Here is an 18,053-nt window from a genome sequence, read left to right as displayed (position 1 = left end):
TGTAGCGCATTCAGGTACGGATGCGCGCCCCGGCCAGTGCGACCCGTTGTCTCTACTGCGTCACCATCGTGATCCACCTGACCGGCTCAGCGCATCGTCAACACCGCCGCGCCCGTGAGCCGTCCCTCGCGCAAATCGGCCAGCGCCTCGTTCGCGCGCGCGAGCGGGTACGGCGTGGTTTCGATTTCGAGCTTGTGCCGCGCAGCGATCGCCATGAACGTCGCCCCGTCCTCGCGCGTGAGATTCGCCACCGAAACGATGCGCCGCTCTTCCCACAGCCATGCGTAAGGAAACGAGGGAATGTCGCTCATGTGGATGCCGCCGCACACGACCGTGCCGCCCTTCGTCAGCGCCCGCAGCGCAGCGGGCACGAGCGCGCCGACCGGTGCGAACAGCAGTGCCGCGTCGAGTTCCTCGGGCGCGCGCTCGTCGCTGCCGCCGGCCCACGTTGCTCCGAGGCGCCGCGCGAACTGCTGCGCCGCGACATCGCCCGGACGCGTGAACGCGTAGACGGTGCGCCCCTGGTGGCGCGCGACCTGCGCGACGATATGCGCCGCGGCGCCGAAGCCGTAGATGCCGATGCGCCGTGCATCGCCCGCCAGCGCGAGCGAGCGATAGCCGATGAGTCCCGCGCAGAGGAGCGGCGCGGCCTCGAGGTCGCTGTACTGGCGCGGCAGATGAAAGCTATAGCGGGCGTCGGCGACGGTGCGCGTGGCGTAGCCGCCGTCGATCGTGTAGCCGGTGAAGCCGGGTGCGTCGCAGAGGTTCTCGCGCCCGTCGGCGCAGAAACGGCAATGGCCGCAGGTGCGACCGAGCCACGGCACGCCCACGCGGTCGCCGGGCGCGAAACCCGTCACGCCGGCCCCGAGCGCCGCGACCGTGCCGACGATCTCGTGACCGGGAATGAGCGGTCTTTTCGGGTGAGCGAGATCGCCGTCCACGACGTGCAGGTCGGTGCGGCATACGCCGCACGCACGCACGTCGATCAGCAGTTCGCCCGCGCCCGGTGCCGGGTCGGGTAGATCGGCTTCGCGCAGCCGCGGATTCTCGCCGTCGAACAGCATTGCCCGCATCGCTATCCTCCTCGCCAGAACGCGGCAGACGCGCCGCATCGATCACCATAAAACCATGTTATGCAATCGGACCGCGCGCTGTCGTGCATTGCGCGCTGCGGCGCAGCTACCCCGATGCGACTCGCCGCCACAGGACATCCACGCGTGGCGCGCCGCGCGATCGTGGCACCATAAGACGAATCCCACAGGACCACGAGGGCCGCAGCCCGGCCTGGCGCGCGGAGTCCGTCCGCCGTGCGGGCCGCCGGCTCGCGCCACGCACGCCGCCGCGCCGCGCACGCAGTCCGCCTCGGTCCGCCTTCCGCCGCCGCGCAACCGGAGCCCCGCATGAACGCCACCGACACCCCTGCCTACCCGCCGCTCTCCGACGACCTGCTGCGCCGCATGGACGCCTGGTGGCGCGCGGCCAACTACCTCTCGGTTGGCCAGATCTATCTGCTCGCCAATCCGCTCTTGCGCGAGCCGCTGCAACTCGCGCACGTGAAGCCGCGCCTGCTCGGCCACTGGGGCACGACGCCGGGCCTGAACTTCCTCTACACGCACCTGAATCGCATCATCAACGCGCGCGATCTCGACGTGCTGTTTCTCGCGGGGCCGGGCCACGGCGGCCCCGCCGTCGTCGCGAACACCTGGCTCGAAGGCACCTACAGCGAGACCTGGCCGAACGTGCCGCTGGATGTCGAAGGCATGGCCGTGCTCTTCAAGCAGTTCAGTTTTCCGGGCGGCATTCCGAGCCATGTCGCGCCGCAAACGCCGGGATCGATCCACGAAGGCGGCGAACTCGGCTACGCGCTCTCGCACGCCTACGGCGCGGTGTTCGACAACCCGGATCTGGTCGTCGCCTGCGTGGTGGGCGACGGCGAAGCCGAAACGGGCCCGCTCGCCACCGCCTGGCACTCGAACAAGTTTCTCAATCCCGCCACCGACGGCGCGGTGCTGCCCATCCTCCATCTGAACGGCTACAAGATCGCGGGACCGACCGTGCTCGCGCGCATAGGCGACGACGAACTCGCCTCGCTGATGAAGGGTTATGGCCACGAGCCGATCTTCGTGGAGGCCGAGGAACCGGACGTGGCGCATCGCTTGATGGCCGCCGCGCTCGACACGGCATTCGACGAAATCGCCCGCATCCAGAAGACTGCGCGCGAACTCGCGGACGAACACGGCAACCTGCCGTCCGGCTATGTGCGCCCGCGCTGGCCGATGATCGTCATGCGCACGCCCAAAGGCTGGACGGGCCCGAAGACCGTGGATGGCCAGAAAACCGAAGGCTCGTGGCGCTCGCACCAGGTACCGCTCGCCAACATTTCGAAGCCGGGGCACCTCGCGCTGCTGGAAGGCTGGATGCGCAGCTACAAGCCCGAGGAACTCTTCGACGCACAAGGCCGCCTCGTGCCCGACATCGCCGCGCTCGCGCCGCAAGGCGAAAAGCGCATGAGCGCGAACCCGCGTTCGAACGGCGGCGGCCGCGTGCGCGAACTGCGCGTGCCACCCTTCGAGCACCACGCCGTGGCTGTGCCCGCACCGGGCCAGGTGGACGCCGAAGCCACGCGCGTGATGGGCGCGTTCCTGCGCGAAGTGATGCGCGTGAACGACGCCACGCGCAACTTCCGCATCTTCGGGCCCGACGAAACTGCGTCGAACCGCTGGGGCGACGTATTTGACGTGACGTCGCGCACCTGGCTCGCGGAGGTCACGCCCGACGACGTCCAGCTCGCCACCAACGGCCGCGTGATGGAAATCCTCTCCGAGCACACCTGCCAGGGCTGGCTGGAAGGCTATCTGCTCACGGGCCGCCACGGTTTCATGTCGTGCTACGAGGCGTTCATCCACATCATCGATTCGATGTTCAACCAGCATGCGAAGTGGCTGCAGGTGATCCGCGAGATTCCGTGGCGGCGGCCACTGCCCTCGCTCAACTATCTGCTCACCTCGCACGTGTGGCGCCAGGACCATAACGGATTCAGCCATCAGGACCCGGGCTTCATCGATTATGCGGTGAACAAGAAGGCGGACACGGTGCGCGTGTATCTGCCGCCCGACGCCAATACGCTGCTCGCCGTGACGGACCATGTGCTGCGCACCTGGAACCGTATCAATATCATCGTGGCGGGCAAGCAGCCGCAGGCGCAATGGCTCGACATGGACGCAGCCATTCGCCACTGCGCGGACGGCATTGGCATCTGGCAATGGGCGAGCAACGACGACGACGGCGAGCCCGACGTCGTGATGGCCTGCGCCGGCGACGTGCCGACCATGGAGACGCTAGCCGCCGTGGATCTGCTGCGCACCTGCCTGCCCGACCTGAAGATCCGCGTGGTGAACGTGGTGGACCTGATGACGCTCCAACCCGCCGACCGTCACCCGCACGGTCTGCCCGACGCCGATTTCAACGCGCTGTTCACGACCGACAAGCCCGTGATCTTCGCGCACCATAGCTATCCGACGCTGATCCACAAGCTCACGTACCGGCGCGCCAATCACGCGAACATTCACGTGCACGGCTTCATCGAGGAAGGCACGACGACCACGCCATTCGACATGACGGTGCTCAACCGGCTCGACCGCTACCACCTGTGCGAAGCCGTGATCGACCGCGTGGACGGCCTCGCGCAACGCGCGGCGCATCTGCGCCAGACACTGCATGACAAGCTGGCCGCGCACCGCCGCTACGTGGACGAGTACGGCGACGACATGCCCGAAATCCGCGACTGGCGCTGGCCGGCGGCGCGCGCCGCGCAGGGCTCAGGTGACACGGCTTAGTTGCGCCTTGCGCCGCTCAGGCCGAAGCCGGCTTCGTGCGCCCGAACACGCGCGCGAACGCAGTGACAAAGGCGTCGAGCCGGTCCGATTCGAGACGATCGATGCCCGCCGCGCCGACCCGGCCGTTTCCGCCGGGGAACGCGCGGCAGAGTTCATCCGCGCCGCGCGGTTCCGTGAGCGGCGCGCGCACACTCACCGCATAGTTGCCGTCCGCGTTCACGCTCAGCACCGCGTGCGCGCGCGAGGGCTCCTCGTTCGCGAGCACATTGGCGAACACGCCGCGCACGCGGCGCGCCCACGGCTCGTCGGGCAACACGCAAACGCTGCCGTACTGGAGCGCGACGAGCGGCGCGATGGCCTGGGCCAGTTCGAGATCGCCGCGCCGGCAACGGGCGAGCTGTCCGACGATGGGCTCCGAGGCGATGAAATCGAACGGATCGGCATAAGGCTTCAGCGCCGCGTACAGATCGAGCGGCGCGATCATGAGATCTTCGACGCAGTCGCCGTAAGCGTTGTAGTTGATCGACTCGCCAAGCTCGCGCAGCTGCACGGCCTGCCCGGCATCGAGCCCGGCCTGCTGGGCAAGCGCCTGCGCCGTGTCGGGCAGGTTGTCGCCCCAGGCCGCCGCGATCGCCCACGGCCGGTAGCGGCCGGCGAGATGGCGGTCCACGAGCACGCTCGTGCAGACCTGCGCCGTCGTGTCGATATGCGCGACGAGATTCCTGTTCACAGGCAGGTCGCCCGCGTGGTGATGATCGAAATATTCGATCACGACGTCTTTCGCAAGTAGCGCGGTGAGCGCCTTGCGATTCACATCGAACGAAATGTCGAGAACCGTTAGCGAGTCGCCCGGCTTGGCGGGCACGCGCTCGACGAGTGCGATGTCGCGCTTCGCGCCGGTGATGAGCGTCGCCTCGCGCGGCCTTGCGAGCCGCAGTTGATGCAGCGCGCAGATGCCGTCTGCGTCGCCGTTGAATACGTCGAAATGCGCCATGTATCCGGAATTCCGTTGGGTTGAACTAGACAGTATCGCGCAGCCTCCCCCGATTGCACAAAAGGTACAAGACGCCGATGCCCATGCAGACCGTTTCGACCAAGGCATTGACATGCCGCGCAACGGCCTTCCCGAGCTGGCTCGCGCTATGCTGGTTCCGACGCTTGTCGCGCCGTTGCCCTCTTTTCCCACGACAGCCACGCCGATGTCCGACACGCCTATCTCACGCCATGTCCCCAATCGCCAGCGCGTAGCGCGCCGCCACAGCCGCCTCGTGGACGCCGCGCTCTCGCGCGCCTCCACGTATGCGCACCCGGCCGGGCGCATCGTGCGCATCGAAACGCATATTTCCGTGGTGTATCTCGCCGGGCGGTACGCGTACAAGATCATGAAGCCCGTCGATTTCGGCTTCGTCAATTTTGTGCGGCTCGATGCCCGGCTCCGCTGCTGCGAAGCTGAGATTCGTCTGAATGCGCCCTTCGCCGGACCGATTTATCGCGACACAGGCGAACTATTTCTCGACGGTCGGCGTTGCAGGCTCAGGTCCAGACGCGGCGTGCGCGGCAACGTAAAGGTCATCGACTATGCGGTACGTATGCGCCGCTTCGATCAGCGTCTGCTGTTTTCGAACCTGCTCGCGCACGGTGAACTGGGCACGGACGATATCGATGCAGCCGCAACCAGCCTCGCCGCGAGCCATCGGCATGCGCACCGGGCCGGACGCGGGCCGATGGCGCCCGCAGCGCGCCTCGGCTCGGCAGCACTGCTGCGCGAACAGGTGCTCGCGGCGCTCGCGCCCCTCGAAGCGGATCCGCGCACCGCGCATGCAGTGACACGCGCCGGGTTGCGCGAGACGTGCGAAAGCGAACTCGCACGTCTCGCGCAGCACCTGGACGGCCGCCGCACGAACGGATTCGTGCGCGCCTGCCACGGCGATCTGCATCTCGACAACATCGTGCGGTACGGGCGGCACGCGCTGATGTTCGATTGCATCGAGTTCAGCGACGAACTGCGCTGGATCGACGTGACCTGCGATCTGGCGTTCCTGCTGATGGATCTGCGCGCGCATGGCCGCTCCGCCTATGCCCACCGTCTGCTCAATCGCTACCTCGAAGCGACAGGCGATTTCGCGGGGCTCGCGGCGTTGCGGCTCCATATCGTTTATCGCGCGCTGGTACGGGCATTGGTAGCGACGCTCAAGGCGGGATCGCCCGCGCGGTCCGATGCGCAAGCCCGCGCAGGCGTCGCCTCTCGCTACCTCGCGCTCGCGGCCAGCGAAGCGCGCGCCATGCGCGAGCCCGCACCCTGGCTTCTGCTCTGCCACGGCTTTTCGGGGTCGGGAAAGTCGGTCGCGAGCCGCGCGCTCGCCGAATTGAGCGGGGCGATCCGTGTGTCGAGCGATCTCGAGCGCAAGCGGCTCGAACCCTTCGCCCCGCCCTCGCTCGAGGCGCTGCCGGCAAGCGCCTACACGCATGCCGCGCTCGATGCGCTTTACGAACGCCTCGTCGCCCATGTGCGCGACGTGCTGAACGCGGGCTACACGGCGCTAGTCGATGCGACTTTTCTCAAGGCAACGCATCGCGCACGTTTTGCAGCGCTCGCGCGTGAGCTGAACCGGCCAATGCTGATCCTGAACTTCCACGCGCCGCAAGCGCGGCTCGCCGAGCGTGTGAACGCTCGCGCGCATGGGCCGCGCGACGCTTCCGACGCCGGCGCCGAGGTGCTCGCCGCACAATTGGCGCAAGCGGACCCACTCGATGCGCGCGAACGGCAGCGCACCGTTGATCTCAATACCGACGTGGAAATCGCGGCATTCTCGCGCGAGCCCTGGTGGGCGCCGCTGTTCGCACGCATGCGAGCGGAGGATGGGGGAATTTGATGCTGCGGCGGACCGACGATCCGCCGCAGAATACCTGCGCGCTGCCCGCTCATCGCTCCACGAAAGGCCGCGAGAGCGGCCAGCGCAGCGAGGACGCCACCGGAAAGCGCGGCTTGCGGCCGGCCGGCGAGCGCCACGGCTGCATGCGTGCGGCCATGGCCGCGCACAGGGCGAGGCCTTCCTCGCCGTGCAGACGCTCCATGGCGTGATGCACGAGACCGGCGTCGAACCACAGCTTGAAGCGGCGATGGCAGGTGCGGAAATCGGGATACTGCTCGGGCAGCTTCGACCAGACCGAGCCGGTGGCCAGTACCCAAAGGATGCCCGCGAAAACGCGACGAGGATTGTGCGCCGGGCGCCCGCGGCGGCGACCTTCAACGCGGATTTCGTGAAACATGGGCGCGATGCTGCGCCACTGCAGATCGGTAAGTTCCGGAGATATACGGGAAGACATCTGATGGCCCCTGTGAAGTTATCTGACACAACTGGACTAAAGTAGCCTCACAGCGGACAGGAAAATATCGGACTATGCCTAAAAATCGGGATGAACTCGCCGGTTCAGATCGGCACGCTAACCAGCGGCCGCGGCCAGTGCTGCGCTACACTGCGCCATCCCGGCTTCGCTGACGGATTTCCAATGGCGCCTTCATCCACTTCAAAAGCCCGGCACGGCCGGATTCGCGTCGGCGTGGGCGGCTGGATCTATGCCCCGTGGCGTGGCACGTTCTATCCCGACGGCCTTGCGCAGCGCCGCGAGCTGGAATATGCGAGCCGTCATCTCTCGACGCTGGAAATCAACAGCACGTATTACGGCGCGCAGCGCCCCGAAAGCTTCACGCGCTGGCACGATGAAACCCCGGAGGACTTCGTGTTCTCGCTGAAAGCCCCGCGCTTCGCGATGAATCGCCGTGTGCTGGCCGAAGCCGGGGCCACGATCGAGCGCTTCCTGAGCGGCGGCGTGCTGAACCTGCGCGACAAACTCGGGCCGATCAACTGGCAGATCACGCCGGGCAAGCGCTTCGATCCCGAGGACTACGCACGATTTCTCGAACTGCTGCCGGACGAGGCCGAAGGCCGCCCGCTGCGCCACGCGCTCGAAGTGCGCGACGAGAGTTTTTGCACGCCGGAATTCGTCGCACTCGCGCGCAAGCACAAGGCGGCGATCGTCATCAGCGGCGATTCGGACTATCCGCTGATCGGCGATACGAGCGCGCCGTTCGTCTATGCCCGCATCATGGGAACCGCGCAGAATCACCCGCAGGGCTATGCTCCCGCCGATCTCGACCTCTGGGCGAAGCGCGCGCTCGCCTGGTCGCGCGGCGAAACACCCGACGACCTCGCCACCTACGCGAAGCCGCTCGCCGCGAAGGCCGGCCGCGACGTGTATCTATACGTCATCAGCGGCTTCAAGGAGCGCAACCCGGCGGCAGCGGTGGCGCTGATCGAGCGCGTCGGTGCGAGCTAGCCGCGCACGGCGAATCTCATCTGACACGTAAAAGACCGTAATGCCGCCGTCATGACCTGGTCAGCAGCGAGTTGATATGGGTCAACATGCAAAGTTGCAACGCAGCGAGATACTGAATCGATGCGTTGCGGGCACTGCCACTCCCGGCGCCCAACCGCACCACGGAGTGTCCTGCCTTTGCAAACTGCAATCGAATTCACCATCCGCGCCGGTATCCTGCTACTCATCATTGCGCTCTGCCACGCCGCTGCACAGCGTTTTCGTCTCTCCGATTCGTTCGGCCTGACCAGCGCCGGCGTGCTGCTCGGCGCGGGCTACCTCGCCTTGCAACAGTTCGCCCCAGCCTTCACCGCTTCGACTGTCGTACCCTTGCTCACGACATCGCTTCCGCCCGAGGCGTATCTCTGGATATTTCTGCCGCCCATCCTCTTCGAAGCGGCGTTGCAGGTCGATACGCGCGGTCTTTTCGCCGATCTCGCGCCCATCCTTCTGCTCGCGATCGGCGCGGTGGTGGCCGCTGCGGCAGGCGTTGGCCTCGCCACGTGGATCAGCAGCGGCGAGAGCCTGATCGTCTGCCTGCTGCTCGGCGCAATCGTCAGCACGACGGATCCTTCCACCGTGATCGCGCTCTTTCGCAATAGCGGCGCGCCCGAACGCCTGATCCGGCTGATCGAGGGCGAAAGCCTGCTCAACGATGCCGCCGCTATCACCATCTCCACGCTCCTCACGAGTGCACTGGTGCTGGCGCCGACCGCTGCGCACAACCACGGCTATCCACTCGCATCGTTCCTCGTTTCGCTCGTCGGCGGCTGCACGTTTGGGGCGCTCGCGGGAGCGCTTTTCGTGGCGACGTCGAGCGCGCTGCGCCGCCTGCCTTTTTCCGAGTACGCGCTGTCGCTCGCGCTACCCACGCTGCTCTATCCGACCGCGGAACACGGGCTTCACGTTTCCGGCGTGGCCGCAGTGGTGTGCGCGGGTCTCGCGGCCAGCCAACTCATGCGAACACGCCCGCGCGCCGCGAGCCAGGGGCTGTTTCGCCAGCTTTGGGCGTACCAGGCTGGCATCGCCTCCGCCGCTGTCTTTCTGCTCGCGTCAGCGCATGTGCCCGGTCTGGTGCACACGCTGCATCTGCGCGACGCCCTCCCGCTCGGGCTGGCGCTGGTGGCCGCCACCCTGAGCCGATTCGGCATCCTCACGATCTTCGTGCCGCTGCTGAGCCGCTTTGGCATCTGCAAGCCGTTGCCGCGCGCGCATCAATGGCTGATCGCATGGGGCGGCGTGCGCGGGCCCGTCACGCTCACGCTCGCGATTTGCGTCGCGCGCAACGACGCGCTTTCGCCCGACACGCGCGCGTTCGCGGCCGCGATGGCCGCTGCCTTCGTCCTGCTGAATCTGCTCTGCAACGGCCTCACGTTAGGACGTGTGGCGCGATGGCTCGGCATTGCGCCACGCACTTCCGGCTGACGCGCGCGGCGCTTCGCCCTGCGCTGGGTGCGCCACAAATCGCCGATCGCGGCGCGCGTAACGTCACATGCGGTCCACGCGCTACCACACGTGTCGTTACGCCGGTCACGCGCCGCTGACCTCCCCCCGTCTTCCGGCACGCAGAAGAAACCGCATGCCTCAAATCTGCCGGCGCATCTCAGCCGCTGGCAGCTTCATCATCTGCCGATACTTCGTGACCGTGCGGCGCGCCACCTGCACGCCCTGCTTTTCGAGTTCCTGCGTGAGGATGACGTCGGAAAGCGGGTCGCGCGGATCTTCGGCGTCGATCATTTCCTTGATGAGCGCGCGCACCGCAGCCGCCGAGCACGTGCCACCCGTGCGCGTCTCCAGCTCGCGCGGGAAGAAGCGCTTGAACTCGAAGATGCCGCGCGGTGTGGCCATGTACTTGTTGCCCGTGGCGCGCGAGACGGTCGACTCGTGCAGACCTAATTCGTCGGCGACGTCGCGCAGCAGCATAGGCCGCAGCGCGATTTCGCCGTACTGGAAGAACGCCTTCTGACGCGCGACGATGCACTCGCCCACGCGCAGGATCGTCTCGCAGCGCTTGTGCGCGTTGCGGATCAGCCAGCGCGCTTCCTGCAGCTGCTGGGCGAGCGGCGAGCGGCTCGTCTGATCCGAGCGCGCGAACATTTCCGCATAGAGCTTGTGGATGCGCGCCCGCGGCTCGATGGCCGGGTTCACGCTCACCACCCACTTGCCGCGCACCTGGCGCACGATCACGTCAGGAATGACGTAGCCGCCGTCCGCGCGGCCATAGTGGTTGCCCGGTTTCGGATCGAGCCGGCGCACGAGCGCACTCGCGGCCTGCAGCGAGGCGGCGTCGCAGCCGAGCTGGCGCTGCAGCTCCCCGTGCTCGCGGCGCGCGAGGCGTTCGAGATGCTGCGAGACGATCTGCAAGGCCAGTTCGCGATGCGGGGTGTCGTGCGGCATCGCCTCGAGCTGAAGCACGAGGCATTCGGAGAGCGAGCGCGCACCGATGCCGGGGCGATCGAGCGTCTGCACCACCCGCAGCGCCACGCGCAGACGGTCCTCGTCGAGCGCGTCGCCCGCGCCCTCCACATCGGCGAGATCGGCGAGGTCCTGACGCAGGTAGCCGTCGTCGTCGAGTGCCTCGATCACGATCTGCGTTGCGATCCGGTCAAGGTCGTCGAGCGGCGAGAGGCGCAGAGCCTCGTGCAACTGCTCGCGCAGCGTAACCGGCACGCGCACCCAGTCGGAGGCCTCGGAATCGCCATCCTCGCCGCCGCGATAGCTCGACGTGCGCAACGCGCCGGGCGTTGGCATCTCGGCGGTGTAGCCCGAGCCTTCGTCGCTGTAGCTGGCCTCGGCGTACGAGGTCTCGGCGTAGGGGGACGCTTCCTGCGCCATGCCGGCATCGAGGCCGGACTCGCCGGCGCCTTCGGTCGCCATGGCGGGAACTTCGGCCGCGGGCGCCGCCGCGGAGCCGATACCCGCTGCGCCGTCGGCCGCTTCGGCAGCCTCGCCGGTCTCCGAGGCGGGCGGGACATATTCGAGGAACGGATTGGTGTCGAGCGCCTCGCGCAGCTCCTGCTGGAATTCGAGCGATGACAGTTGCAGCAGCCTCACCGCCTGCTGAAGACGCGGCGTGAGCGCCAGATGCTGGCGCGCGTGTAACGCGATGGAAGGCATGGCAATCCCGTTTTGTTGAATTGAGTGGTAACACCGCTCATGCAACAGCCATGCCAGTTTTTACAACGCACTGTTTTGAAACGGGATCGGCACTTGCAACGCCTACGACGCGAGCCTTTTTCCGACCCCACCGTGGAGATTTTTACAACGGTGCGGAAAAATTTGTGCGCGCGCCGGTCGGGAAAACCGGGTCGCGTGAATCGGCCGCAATCCCGCATAGTGGGCTGTGCAGACGGCTTCCAGCAGGCTTTCAACGGCGTGCGCAGCGAGCACCGGCGCGGCGAGGCACGCACCTTGCGGATGTAAGCTGCGACCACAACCAGAAAGGGAGTAGCCATGAAGCGCATCCTGATCCTCAAGACCGCGGCTGGCGCCGCTTGCATGACGTTCGCACTTCTCGCCGGTGCGCAGACCACGACGAACAGCTCCGCACCCGCGGCCAGTTCGGAGTCCATGGGCCAGCACGTCGACGATGCAACCATCACGACCAAGGTCAAGGCCGAACTGCTCGGCGCGAAGAACGTGAAGTCCGAGCACATCCACGTGAAGACGCGTAAGGGTGTGGTCTCGCTCACCGGCACCGTGCCGAGCGCCGAGGACCGCGACAACGCCAGGCAGGTCGTGGAAGGCGTCTCCGGCGTGACCTCGGTGAAGAACCATCTGAAGGTCTCGGCGGCGAGCTGACCGATCGGCCGGGCAACCGGATCGACCCAGTTTCAGGCCAGACCGCGCCGGCGGCTTCCACCGCCGGCGCTTTTCATTCCAGCTTCGTTCCCGCGTCATTCCCGCGTCATTCCCGCGTCATTCTTCTTCCTGCCGCGATTGCCGCAGCTGCGCGCGCCGCTGCTCGCCCTGACGCGCGAGCATCCAGCCCGGATACTCGGCGGGCAGTCCGCTCGCCTCGCCCAGCACGCCTAGCTCCTCGACACTGAGCTTCACTTTCGTGGCCGCGATGTTGTCGTCGAGCTGGTCCACGCGTTTCGCGCCGATGATCACCGATGTCACCGCCTTCTGATGCAGCAGCCACGCAAGCGCGATCTGCGCGACCGACACGCCTTTGGCCTGCGCGATAGGCCGCATCGCGTCCACGCAGTCCCATGCGCGCTCGCGGTTCACCGGCGGAAAATCGAAGGTCGTGCGGCGGCTGCCCGCCTCGCCTTGCTGGTCGCGCCCATACTTGCCGCTCAGGAGCCCGCCCGCGAGCGGACTCCAGACCATCAGTCCGAGCCCCTCGCTCTCCAGCATCGGCACGAGCTCGCGTTCGAGATCGCGCCCTGCGATCGTGTAGTAAGCCTGCAGCGACTCGAAGCGCGCGAGCCCTTCGCGCTGCGCAATGCCCAGCGCCTTCACGATCTGCCAGGCGGCCCAGTTCGAAACGCCGGCGTAGCGCACGTGCCCCTGCTGCACGAGCGTATCGAGCGCGCGCACCGTTTCCTCGATCGGGGTGACGGGGTCGAAGGCGTGAATCTGATACAGGTCGATGTGGTCGAGCTGCAGTCGCTTCAGGCTCGCCTTCACGCCGTCCATGATGTGATAGCGCGTGGCGCCGCGCTCGTTCGGCGACGAGCCCATTTCGCCGAACACCTTGGTCGCGATCACCACCTGCTCGCGCGGGATCTTGAGGTTCTTGAGCGCCTGGCCGGTGATCTGCTCGGAAACGCCTTGCGAGTAGACGTCGGCGGTATCGATGAAATTGACGCCCGCGTCCAGCGCGCGGCCAACGAGCCGTTCGGCGTCGGACTGCTGGAGATCGCCGATCTGGTTCCAGATGCCGGTGCCGCCGCCGAAGGTCATCGTGCCGAGGCAGAGTTCCGAAACGAACAGGCCGGTGCGGCCCAAGGGGTTGTAACGCATGGTGTGACTCCGTCGTGGGTTCGAGGGAAAGTCCAACGCGGCGAGGATACTGCGTTCGGGCCGCGCCTGCCGGATGGCCGTCACGGCTTGAAACGCAGCAAGGCGGCCGTACATTCCTGCCTGCACCCTGCAACGCCAGCAGCCGCATCGACCCGCGCCAGGCAGACGCGCACGAAAGCTGCGAGACTGGCAGACGTGCAATGCCGCCGCCTCTGCCGCTTTTTTTGCCGCACATCGCCCGCATGACAACGCCTTCGCCCGTTTCCGATCCGCACGCCCCGGCAGCCGCCGCCAGTCAAGACGGCGAGCAAAGCGACGTGCTCGCGCGCTTTCATCCGGCTGTGGCCGGCTGGTTCCGGCGCAGCTTCGACGCGCCCACTGCCGCGCAACGCGCCGCATGGCCGTTAATTGCGAGCCGGCGCGCGACGCTGGTGGCCGCCCCGACCGGCTCGGGCAAGACGCTCACCGCCTTTCTCGCTGCGCTCGACGAACTCGTGCGCGATGGCCTCGCGAACGGTGGCGCACTGCCCGACACGACGCTTGTCGTTTACGTCTCGCCGCTCAAGGCGCTCTCCAACGACATCCGGCTCAATCTGGAACGGCCGCTCGAAGGTATCGGCGAGGAACTCGCGCGGCTTGGCTTGCCCCCAGTCGACATCCGTACTGCGGTGCGCACCGGCGATACGCCGCAGCCCGAGCGCGCGGCGCTCAGAAAACGCGCGCCGCACATCCTCGTCACGACGCCCGAATCGCTCTACGTGCTGCTCGGCTCCGAATCGGGCCGCCGCATGCTGGCGAGCGCGCGCAGCGTGATCGTCGACGAGATTCACGCGCTCGCGGGCAACAAGCGCGGCTGCCATCTCGCGCTGAGCCTCGAGCGGCTCGATGCGTTGTGCGGCGCGCGTCTGCTGCGCATCGGGCTGTCGGCCACGCAAAAGCCGATCGAAACCGTCGCGCGCTTTCTGGTGGGCATGGGCGACGCGGCGCAAGATCCGAATGCAAACCCGCCCGCGTGCGAGATCGTCGATGTGGGCCATACGCGCAAACGCGATCTTGCGATAGAAATGCCACCCGTGCCGCTCGAAGCCGTGATGGCAAACGACGTGTGGGAGCGCGTGTACGACCGCATGGCCGAACTCGTCGCCATGCACCGCACGACGCTCGTGTTCGTCAACACGCGCCGCATGGCCGAGCGCGTGGCGCGCCATCTCACCGACCGTCTGGGCGCCGAAGCCGTGGCCGCGCACCACGGCAGCCTCGCGCGCGAGCATCGGTTTCTCGCCGAGCAGCGGCTCAAGAGCGGCGATCTGCGCGTGCTTGTGGCGACGGCGTCGCTCGAACTGGGCATCGATATCGGCGACGTCGATCTCGTGTGCCAGATCGGCTCGCCGCGTTCGATCGCGGGCTTCCTGCAGCGCGTCGGGCGCTCGGGCCACCAGGTCGGCGGCGTGCCGAAGGGACGGATCTTCCCCACGTCGCGCGACGACCTGATCGAATGCGCGGCGCTGCTGGATAGCGTGCGGCGCGGCGAACTCGACCGCCTCGCGCTGCCGCAGGCGCCGCTCGATGTCCTCGCGCAGCAGATCGTCGCGGAAGTGGCCTGCGAGGCCTGGGAAGAAGACGCGCTCTATGCGCTAGTGCGGCGCGCCACGCCATGGGCGGCGCTCGAGCGCGCGCAGTTCGACGCCGTGCTGCGCATGCTCGCCGAAGGTTACACGAGCCGCCACGGGCCGCGCGCCGCCTACCTGCATCGCGACGTGGTGAGCCACACACTGCGTGCGCGGCGCGGTGCGCGGCTCGTCGCGCTCACGTCGGGCGGCACGATTCCCGACAACGCCGACTACTCGGTGCTGCTCGAACCGCAGGGCGTGCAGATCGGCACCGTCAACGAGGACTTCGCCGTCGAAAGCCTCGCGGGCGACGTGTTCCAGCTCGGCAACGCCTCGTACCGGATCCTGCGAATCGAAGCGGGCCGCGTGCGCGTGGAAGACGCCCAGGGGCAGCCGCCCAGCATTCCGTTCTGGCTAGGCGAGGCGCCAGGTCGCAGCGACGAGCTTTCGTTCGCGATTTCGCGGCTGCGCAAGCAGGTGGAAGCCGCGCTGATCGATGCGAGCGCGAGCGCTGGCGCGACGGATGACGCCGCGTCGCCCGCCGTGGTCGATCGCGCCACGGCGGCGCTCGCCGCATCGCTCGAGATCGACGATGCCCCCGCGCGCCAGATCGTCGAATATCTCGCGCGCGCCCGCGCCGCGCTCACGGTGTTGCCTACGCAGGACACGCTCGTCATGGAGCGCTTCTTCGACGAGGCGGGCGGCACACAGCTCGTGATCCACACGCCGTTCGGCAGCCGCCTGAACCGCGCATGGGGTCTCGCGCTGCGCAAGCGTTTTTGCCGCCAGTTCAACTTCGAGCTCCAGGCCGCGGCTACCGAGGACGCCATCATCCTTTCTCTCACCGGTGCGCACAGCTTCGCGCTGGACGAGGTATGGCGCTATCTCCATTCGAATTCCGCAGAACATCTGCTCGTGCAGGCGCTGCTCGAGGCGCCGCTGTTCGGCGTGCGCTGGCGCTGGAATGCGACCACGTCGCTCGCGCTGCCGCGTCAGACCAGCGGACGCAAGACGCCGCCGCAGATCCAGCGCATGCGCAGCGAAGACCTGCTCGCGGCCGTGTTTCCCGACCAGGTGGCGTGCGTCGAAAACATCGCAGGCGAGCGTGAAGTGCCGCGCCATCCGCTCGTCGACCAGACGCTCGACGACTGCCTCCATGATGCTATGGATACCGAAGCATGGATCGCGCTGCTGCGGCGCATCGAGGCGGGCGACCTGAAGCTCGTGGTGCGCGAACTGCCCGCGCCCTCGCCGCTCGCGGCCGAAATCCTCACCGCGCGCCCCTATGCGTTCCTCGACGACGCCCCGATCGAAGAGCGGCGTACTCAGGCCGTGCTGTCGCGCCGGTGGAGCGACCCAGAATCCACCGACGATCTCGGCGCGCTCGACCCCGAAGCGATTGCGAGCGTGCGCGAAGAAGCCTGGCCGCAAGTGCGAGACGCCGACGAAATGCACGACGCCCTCACGAGCCTCGGCGTTCTCGCCGAAAGCGAGGCGCAGCAGGCGCCGCAGTGGCTCGCATGGCTCGCCGATCTGGCGGCGGCGGGCCGCGCAACGCGGCTACCGGTCTCGGATCACGACGCGCTGTGGGTGGGCATCGAGCGGCTTGCGTGTGTTCAGGCCATCTATCCCCAGGCGCAGTGCGAGCCGCCGCTCACGCCGCCGCCTGAATACGCGGATACGTGGACCGAGGACGCGGCGCTCGTCGAGATCATTCGCGCCCGACTGTCGGGCTTCGGACCGCTCACGATCGCGCAGGTGGCGCGGCCGCTCGCGCTGGAGGCGAGCGTGGCGGCGCTCGCGCTCACGCGCCTCGAAACCGAAGGCACCGTGATGCGCGGACGCTTCACGCCGCAAGCGATGGGCGGCGGCCAGGAGGAATGGTGCGAACGCCACCTGCTCGCGCGTATCCACCGCTACACGGTGCGCAAGCTGCGGCGCGAAATCGAGCCGGTCGAGCGTCACGACTTCATGCGCTTCCTGTTCGAGTGGCAACGCGTGGCCCCCGGCTCGCGCGGCTCTGGCCGCGACGCGCTCGCCGCCGTGCTCGACCAGCTCGAAGGCTGGGAAGCCTCGGCACTCGCATGGGAGGACGAAATCCTGCCGGCGCGTATCGACGATTACACGCCCATGCTGCTCGACGAGCTGTGCCGCTCGGGGCGGCTTGCCTGGGCGCGGCTGCCCGCGCGTGCGGCAGCCGCTTCGACGGTACGCAGCACGCCGGTGGTGCTGCTTACGCGCCGCGAGCTGGCGCGCTGGATGGCGCTCGTCGAAACGACCGACACGGGCGGCCTGTCGGCGCGCGCGCAGCGCGTGTACGAGGCGCTGCTGCGGCACGGCGCGATGTTCTTCGACGAACTGGCTGCCGACGCGCACCTGCTCGGCGTCGAACTGGAGAACGCGCTCGGTGAACTGGTGGCGGCAGGCCTCGTCAACGCAGACAGCTTTGCCGGGCTGCGCGCGCTCGTGAAGCCGGCGGCGCAGCGCAGCGCGCATCACGGCAGACGCCGGCCGCGCGGCTTCGGGCCGCTCGCGGGCGGCATGGCCGACGCGGGGCGCTGGGCGACGCTGCGGCGTGTTGCGTTGGCCAAGGGATTGGCCGATGCGTCGATCACTCCTCTTGCGGAACTGAACGATGAAACCGCGTTCGTCGGGACAGAACCGGCTGTATCGAATTCGGGCGTAGCAGCGGCCTCACGCTCGGAGGCGCTTGCACGTGCCAGGCAAACGACCGCCAGCGCCGCGCGCCGGCCGCCCGCCGACCCGGATCTGCTGGAGCACGTCGCCAACGTGCTGCTGCGCCGTTATGGCGTGGTCAGTTGGCATCTGCTCGGACGCGAGGCCGCGTGGCTGCCACCGTGGCGCGACCTGCTGCGCGTGCTGCATCGCATGGAGGCGCGCGGCGAGGTGCGAGGCGGGCGCTTCGTCACCGGGATTTCGGGCGAGCAGTTCGCGCTGCCCGAAGCCGTGGCGCTGCTGCGCGACGTGCGGCGGCGCGCTGCGGCACAAGGCGAAGGCGGCGCGCTCGTTTGCGTGAGCGCCGCCGATCCGCTCAATCTCGTCGGCACGCTGCTGCCCGGCGAGAAAGTGCCCGCGCTCGCCGGCAACCGCATCGTGTTCCGCGACGGCGTGCCGGCCGCCACCCTGATTGCCGGCCGCTTCGGCTTTCTCGGCGAGTTCGACGAAAGCACGCGCGCCGAACTGCGCGCGCGGCTCGCCAAACCCTGGTGAGGCGCGCTGGGCGCGCGCGGGTGGGACT

Annotated in this window: 11 protein-coding genes; 6 read left to right on the top strand and 5 right to left on the bottom strand. The window is 67.8% G+C overall.

Annotated elements, in window-relative coordinates; all coding sequences use genetic code 11:
• Positions 1-86: 86 nt before the first annotated feature.
• The gene (locus AB3X99_RS20260) at positions 87-1,073 is read right to left on the bottom strand and encodes a zinc-dependent alcohol dehydrogenase family protein (RefSeq protein WP_368617931.1); all 987 of its coding nucleotides are present in this window, start codon (positions 1,071-1,073) and stop codon (positions 87-89) included.
• A gap of 327 nt (positions 1,074-1,400) precedes the next feature.
• On the opposite strand from AB3X99_RS20260, the gene AB3X99_RS20255 reads away from it, so the two are divergent.
• Positions 1,401-3,836: a phosphoketolase gene (locus tag AB3X99_RS20255; protein WP_069261960.1), complete on the top strand. Its 2,436-nt coding sequence runs from the start codon at positions 1,401-1,403 to the stop codon at positions 3,834-3,836.
• A gap of 16 nt (positions 3,837-3,852) precedes the next feature.
• On the opposite strand, the gene AB3X99_RS20250 is transcribed toward AB3X99_RS20255, so the two are convergent.
• Positions 3,853-4,830, bottom strand: a complete 978-nt coding sequence (locus AB3X99_RS20250) for an acetyltransferase (protein ID WP_342946073.1) — start codon at positions 4,828-4,830, stop codon at positions 3,853-3,855.
• Between the two features lie 205 nt (positions 4,831-5,035).
• Between AB3X99_RS20250 and AB3X99_RS20245 the strand changes: the two genes are divergently transcribed.
• Positions 5,036-6,709, top strand: coding sequence for an AAA family ATPase (locus AB3X99_RS20245; RefSeq protein WP_368617930.1), 1,674 nt, complete (start codon positions 5,036-5,038; stop codon positions 6,707-6,709).
• Between the two features lie 49 nt (positions 6,710-6,758).
• Here AB3X99_RS20245 and AB3X99_RS20240 read toward each other — a convergent pair whose 3' ends face one another.
• Positions 6,759-7,163 carry a transposase gene (locus AB3X99_RS20240; RefSeq protein WP_342946071.1) on the bottom strand — a complete coding sequence of 135 codons (405 nt, stop codon included), beginning with the start codon at positions 7,161-7,163 and terminating at the stop codon, positions 6,759-6,761.
• A gap of 183 nt (positions 7,164-7,346) precedes the next feature.
• On the opposite strand from AB3X99_RS20240, the gene AB3X99_RS20235 reads away from it, so the two are divergent.
• Entirely contained in the window at positions 7,347-8,174 is an 828-nt protein-coding gene (locus AB3X99_RS20235) for a DUF72 domain-containing protein (RefSeq protein ID WP_342946070.1), read from the top strand.
• Between the two features lie 177 nt (positions 8,175-8,351).
• On the top strand, positions 8,352-9,638 hold the full coding sequence (locus AB3X99_RS20230) for a cation:proton antiporter (RefSeq protein ID WP_368617929.1): 1,287 nt from the start codon (positions 8,352-8,354) through the stop codon (positions 9,636-9,638).
• A gap of 159 nt (positions 9,639-9,797) precedes the next feature.
• Here AB3X99_RS20230 and AB3X99_RS20225 read toward each other — a convergent pair whose 3' ends face one another.
• Entirely contained in the window at positions 9,798-11,330 is a 1,533-nt protein-coding gene (locus AB3X99_RS20225) for an RNA polymerase factor sigma-54 (protein WP_069261965.1), read from the bottom strand.
• Positions 11,331-11,666: 336 nt separating this feature from the next.
• Between AB3X99_RS20225 and AB3X99_RS20220 the strand changes: the two genes are divergently transcribed.
• Entirely contained in the window at positions 11,667-12,014 is a 348-nt protein-coding gene (locus AB3X99_RS20220) for a BON domain-containing protein (RefSeq protein WP_069261966.1), read from the top strand.
• A 117-nt stretch (positions 12,015-12,131) separates the two neighbouring features.
• Here the strand turns inward: AB3X99_RS20220 and AB3X99_RS20215 are convergent, their stop codons facing one another.
• The gene (locus AB3X99_RS20215) at positions 12,132-13,184 is read right to left on the bottom strand and encodes an aldo/keto reductase (RefSeq protein ID WP_069261967.1); all 1,053 of its coding nucleotides are present in this window, start codon (positions 13,182-13,184) and stop codon (positions 12,132-12,134) included.
• A gap of 242 nt (positions 13,185-13,426) precedes the next feature.
• On the opposite strand from AB3X99_RS20215, the gene AB3X99_RS20210 reads away from it, so the two are divergent.
• Positions 13,427-18,025, top strand: a complete 4,599-nt coding sequence (locus AB3X99_RS20210) for a DEAD/DEAH box helicase (protein WP_368617928.1) — start codon at positions 13,427-13,429, stop codon at positions 18,023-18,025.
• Positions 18,026-18,053 lie beyond the last annotated feature (28 nt).

Origin of the sequence: Paraburkholderia sp. BR10882, assembly GCF_040948855.1 — a bacterium.
Classification (GTDB): Bacteria; Pseudomonadota; Gammaproteobacteria; order Burkholderiales; family Burkholderiaceae; genus Paraburkholderia; species Paraburkholderia nodosa_A.
This window is presented reverse-complemented; position numbering and strand designations above follow the sequence as displayed.

Coding starts and splice junctions, on each gene's coding strand:
- AB3X99_RS20260 (WP_368617931.1), bottom strand. CDS start 1,073: ATGCGGGCAATGCTGTTCGACGGCGAGAATCCGCGGCTGCGCGAAGCC.
- AB3X99_RS20255 (WP_069261960.1), top strand. CDS start 1,401: ATGAACGCCACCGACACCCCTGCCTACCCGCCGCTCTCCGACGACCTG.
- AB3X99_RS20250 (WP_342946073.1), bottom strand. CDS start 4,830: ATGGCGCATTTCGACGTATTCAACGGCGACGCAGACGGCATCTGCGCG.
- AB3X99_RS20245 (WP_368617930.1), top strand. CDS start 5,036: ATGTCCGACACGCCTATCTCACGCCATGTCCCCAATCGCCAGCGCGTA.
- AB3X99_RS20240 (WP_342946071.1), bottom strand. CDS start 7,163: ATGTCTTCCCGTATATCTCCGGAACTTACCGATCTGCAGTGGCGCAGC.
- AB3X99_RS20235 (WP_342946070.1), top strand. CDS start 7,347: ATGGCGCCTTCATCCACTTCAAAAGCCCGGCACGGCCGGATTCGCGTC.
- AB3X99_RS20225 (WP_069261965.1), bottom strand. CDS start 11,330: ATGCCTTCCATCGCGTTACACGCGCGCCAGCATCTGGCGCTCACGCCG.
- AB3X99_RS20220 (WP_069261966.1), top strand. CDS start 11,667: ATGAAGCGCATCCTGATCCTCAAGACCGCGGCTGGCGCCGCTTGCATG.
- AB3X99_RS20215 (WP_069261967.1), bottom strand. CDS start 13,184: ATGCGTTACAACCCCTTGGGCCGCACCGGCCTGTTCGTTTCGGAACTC.
- AB3X99_RS20210 (WP_368617928.1), top strand. CDS start 13,427: ATGACAACGCCTTCGCCCGTTTCCGATCCGCACGCCCCGGCAGCCGCC.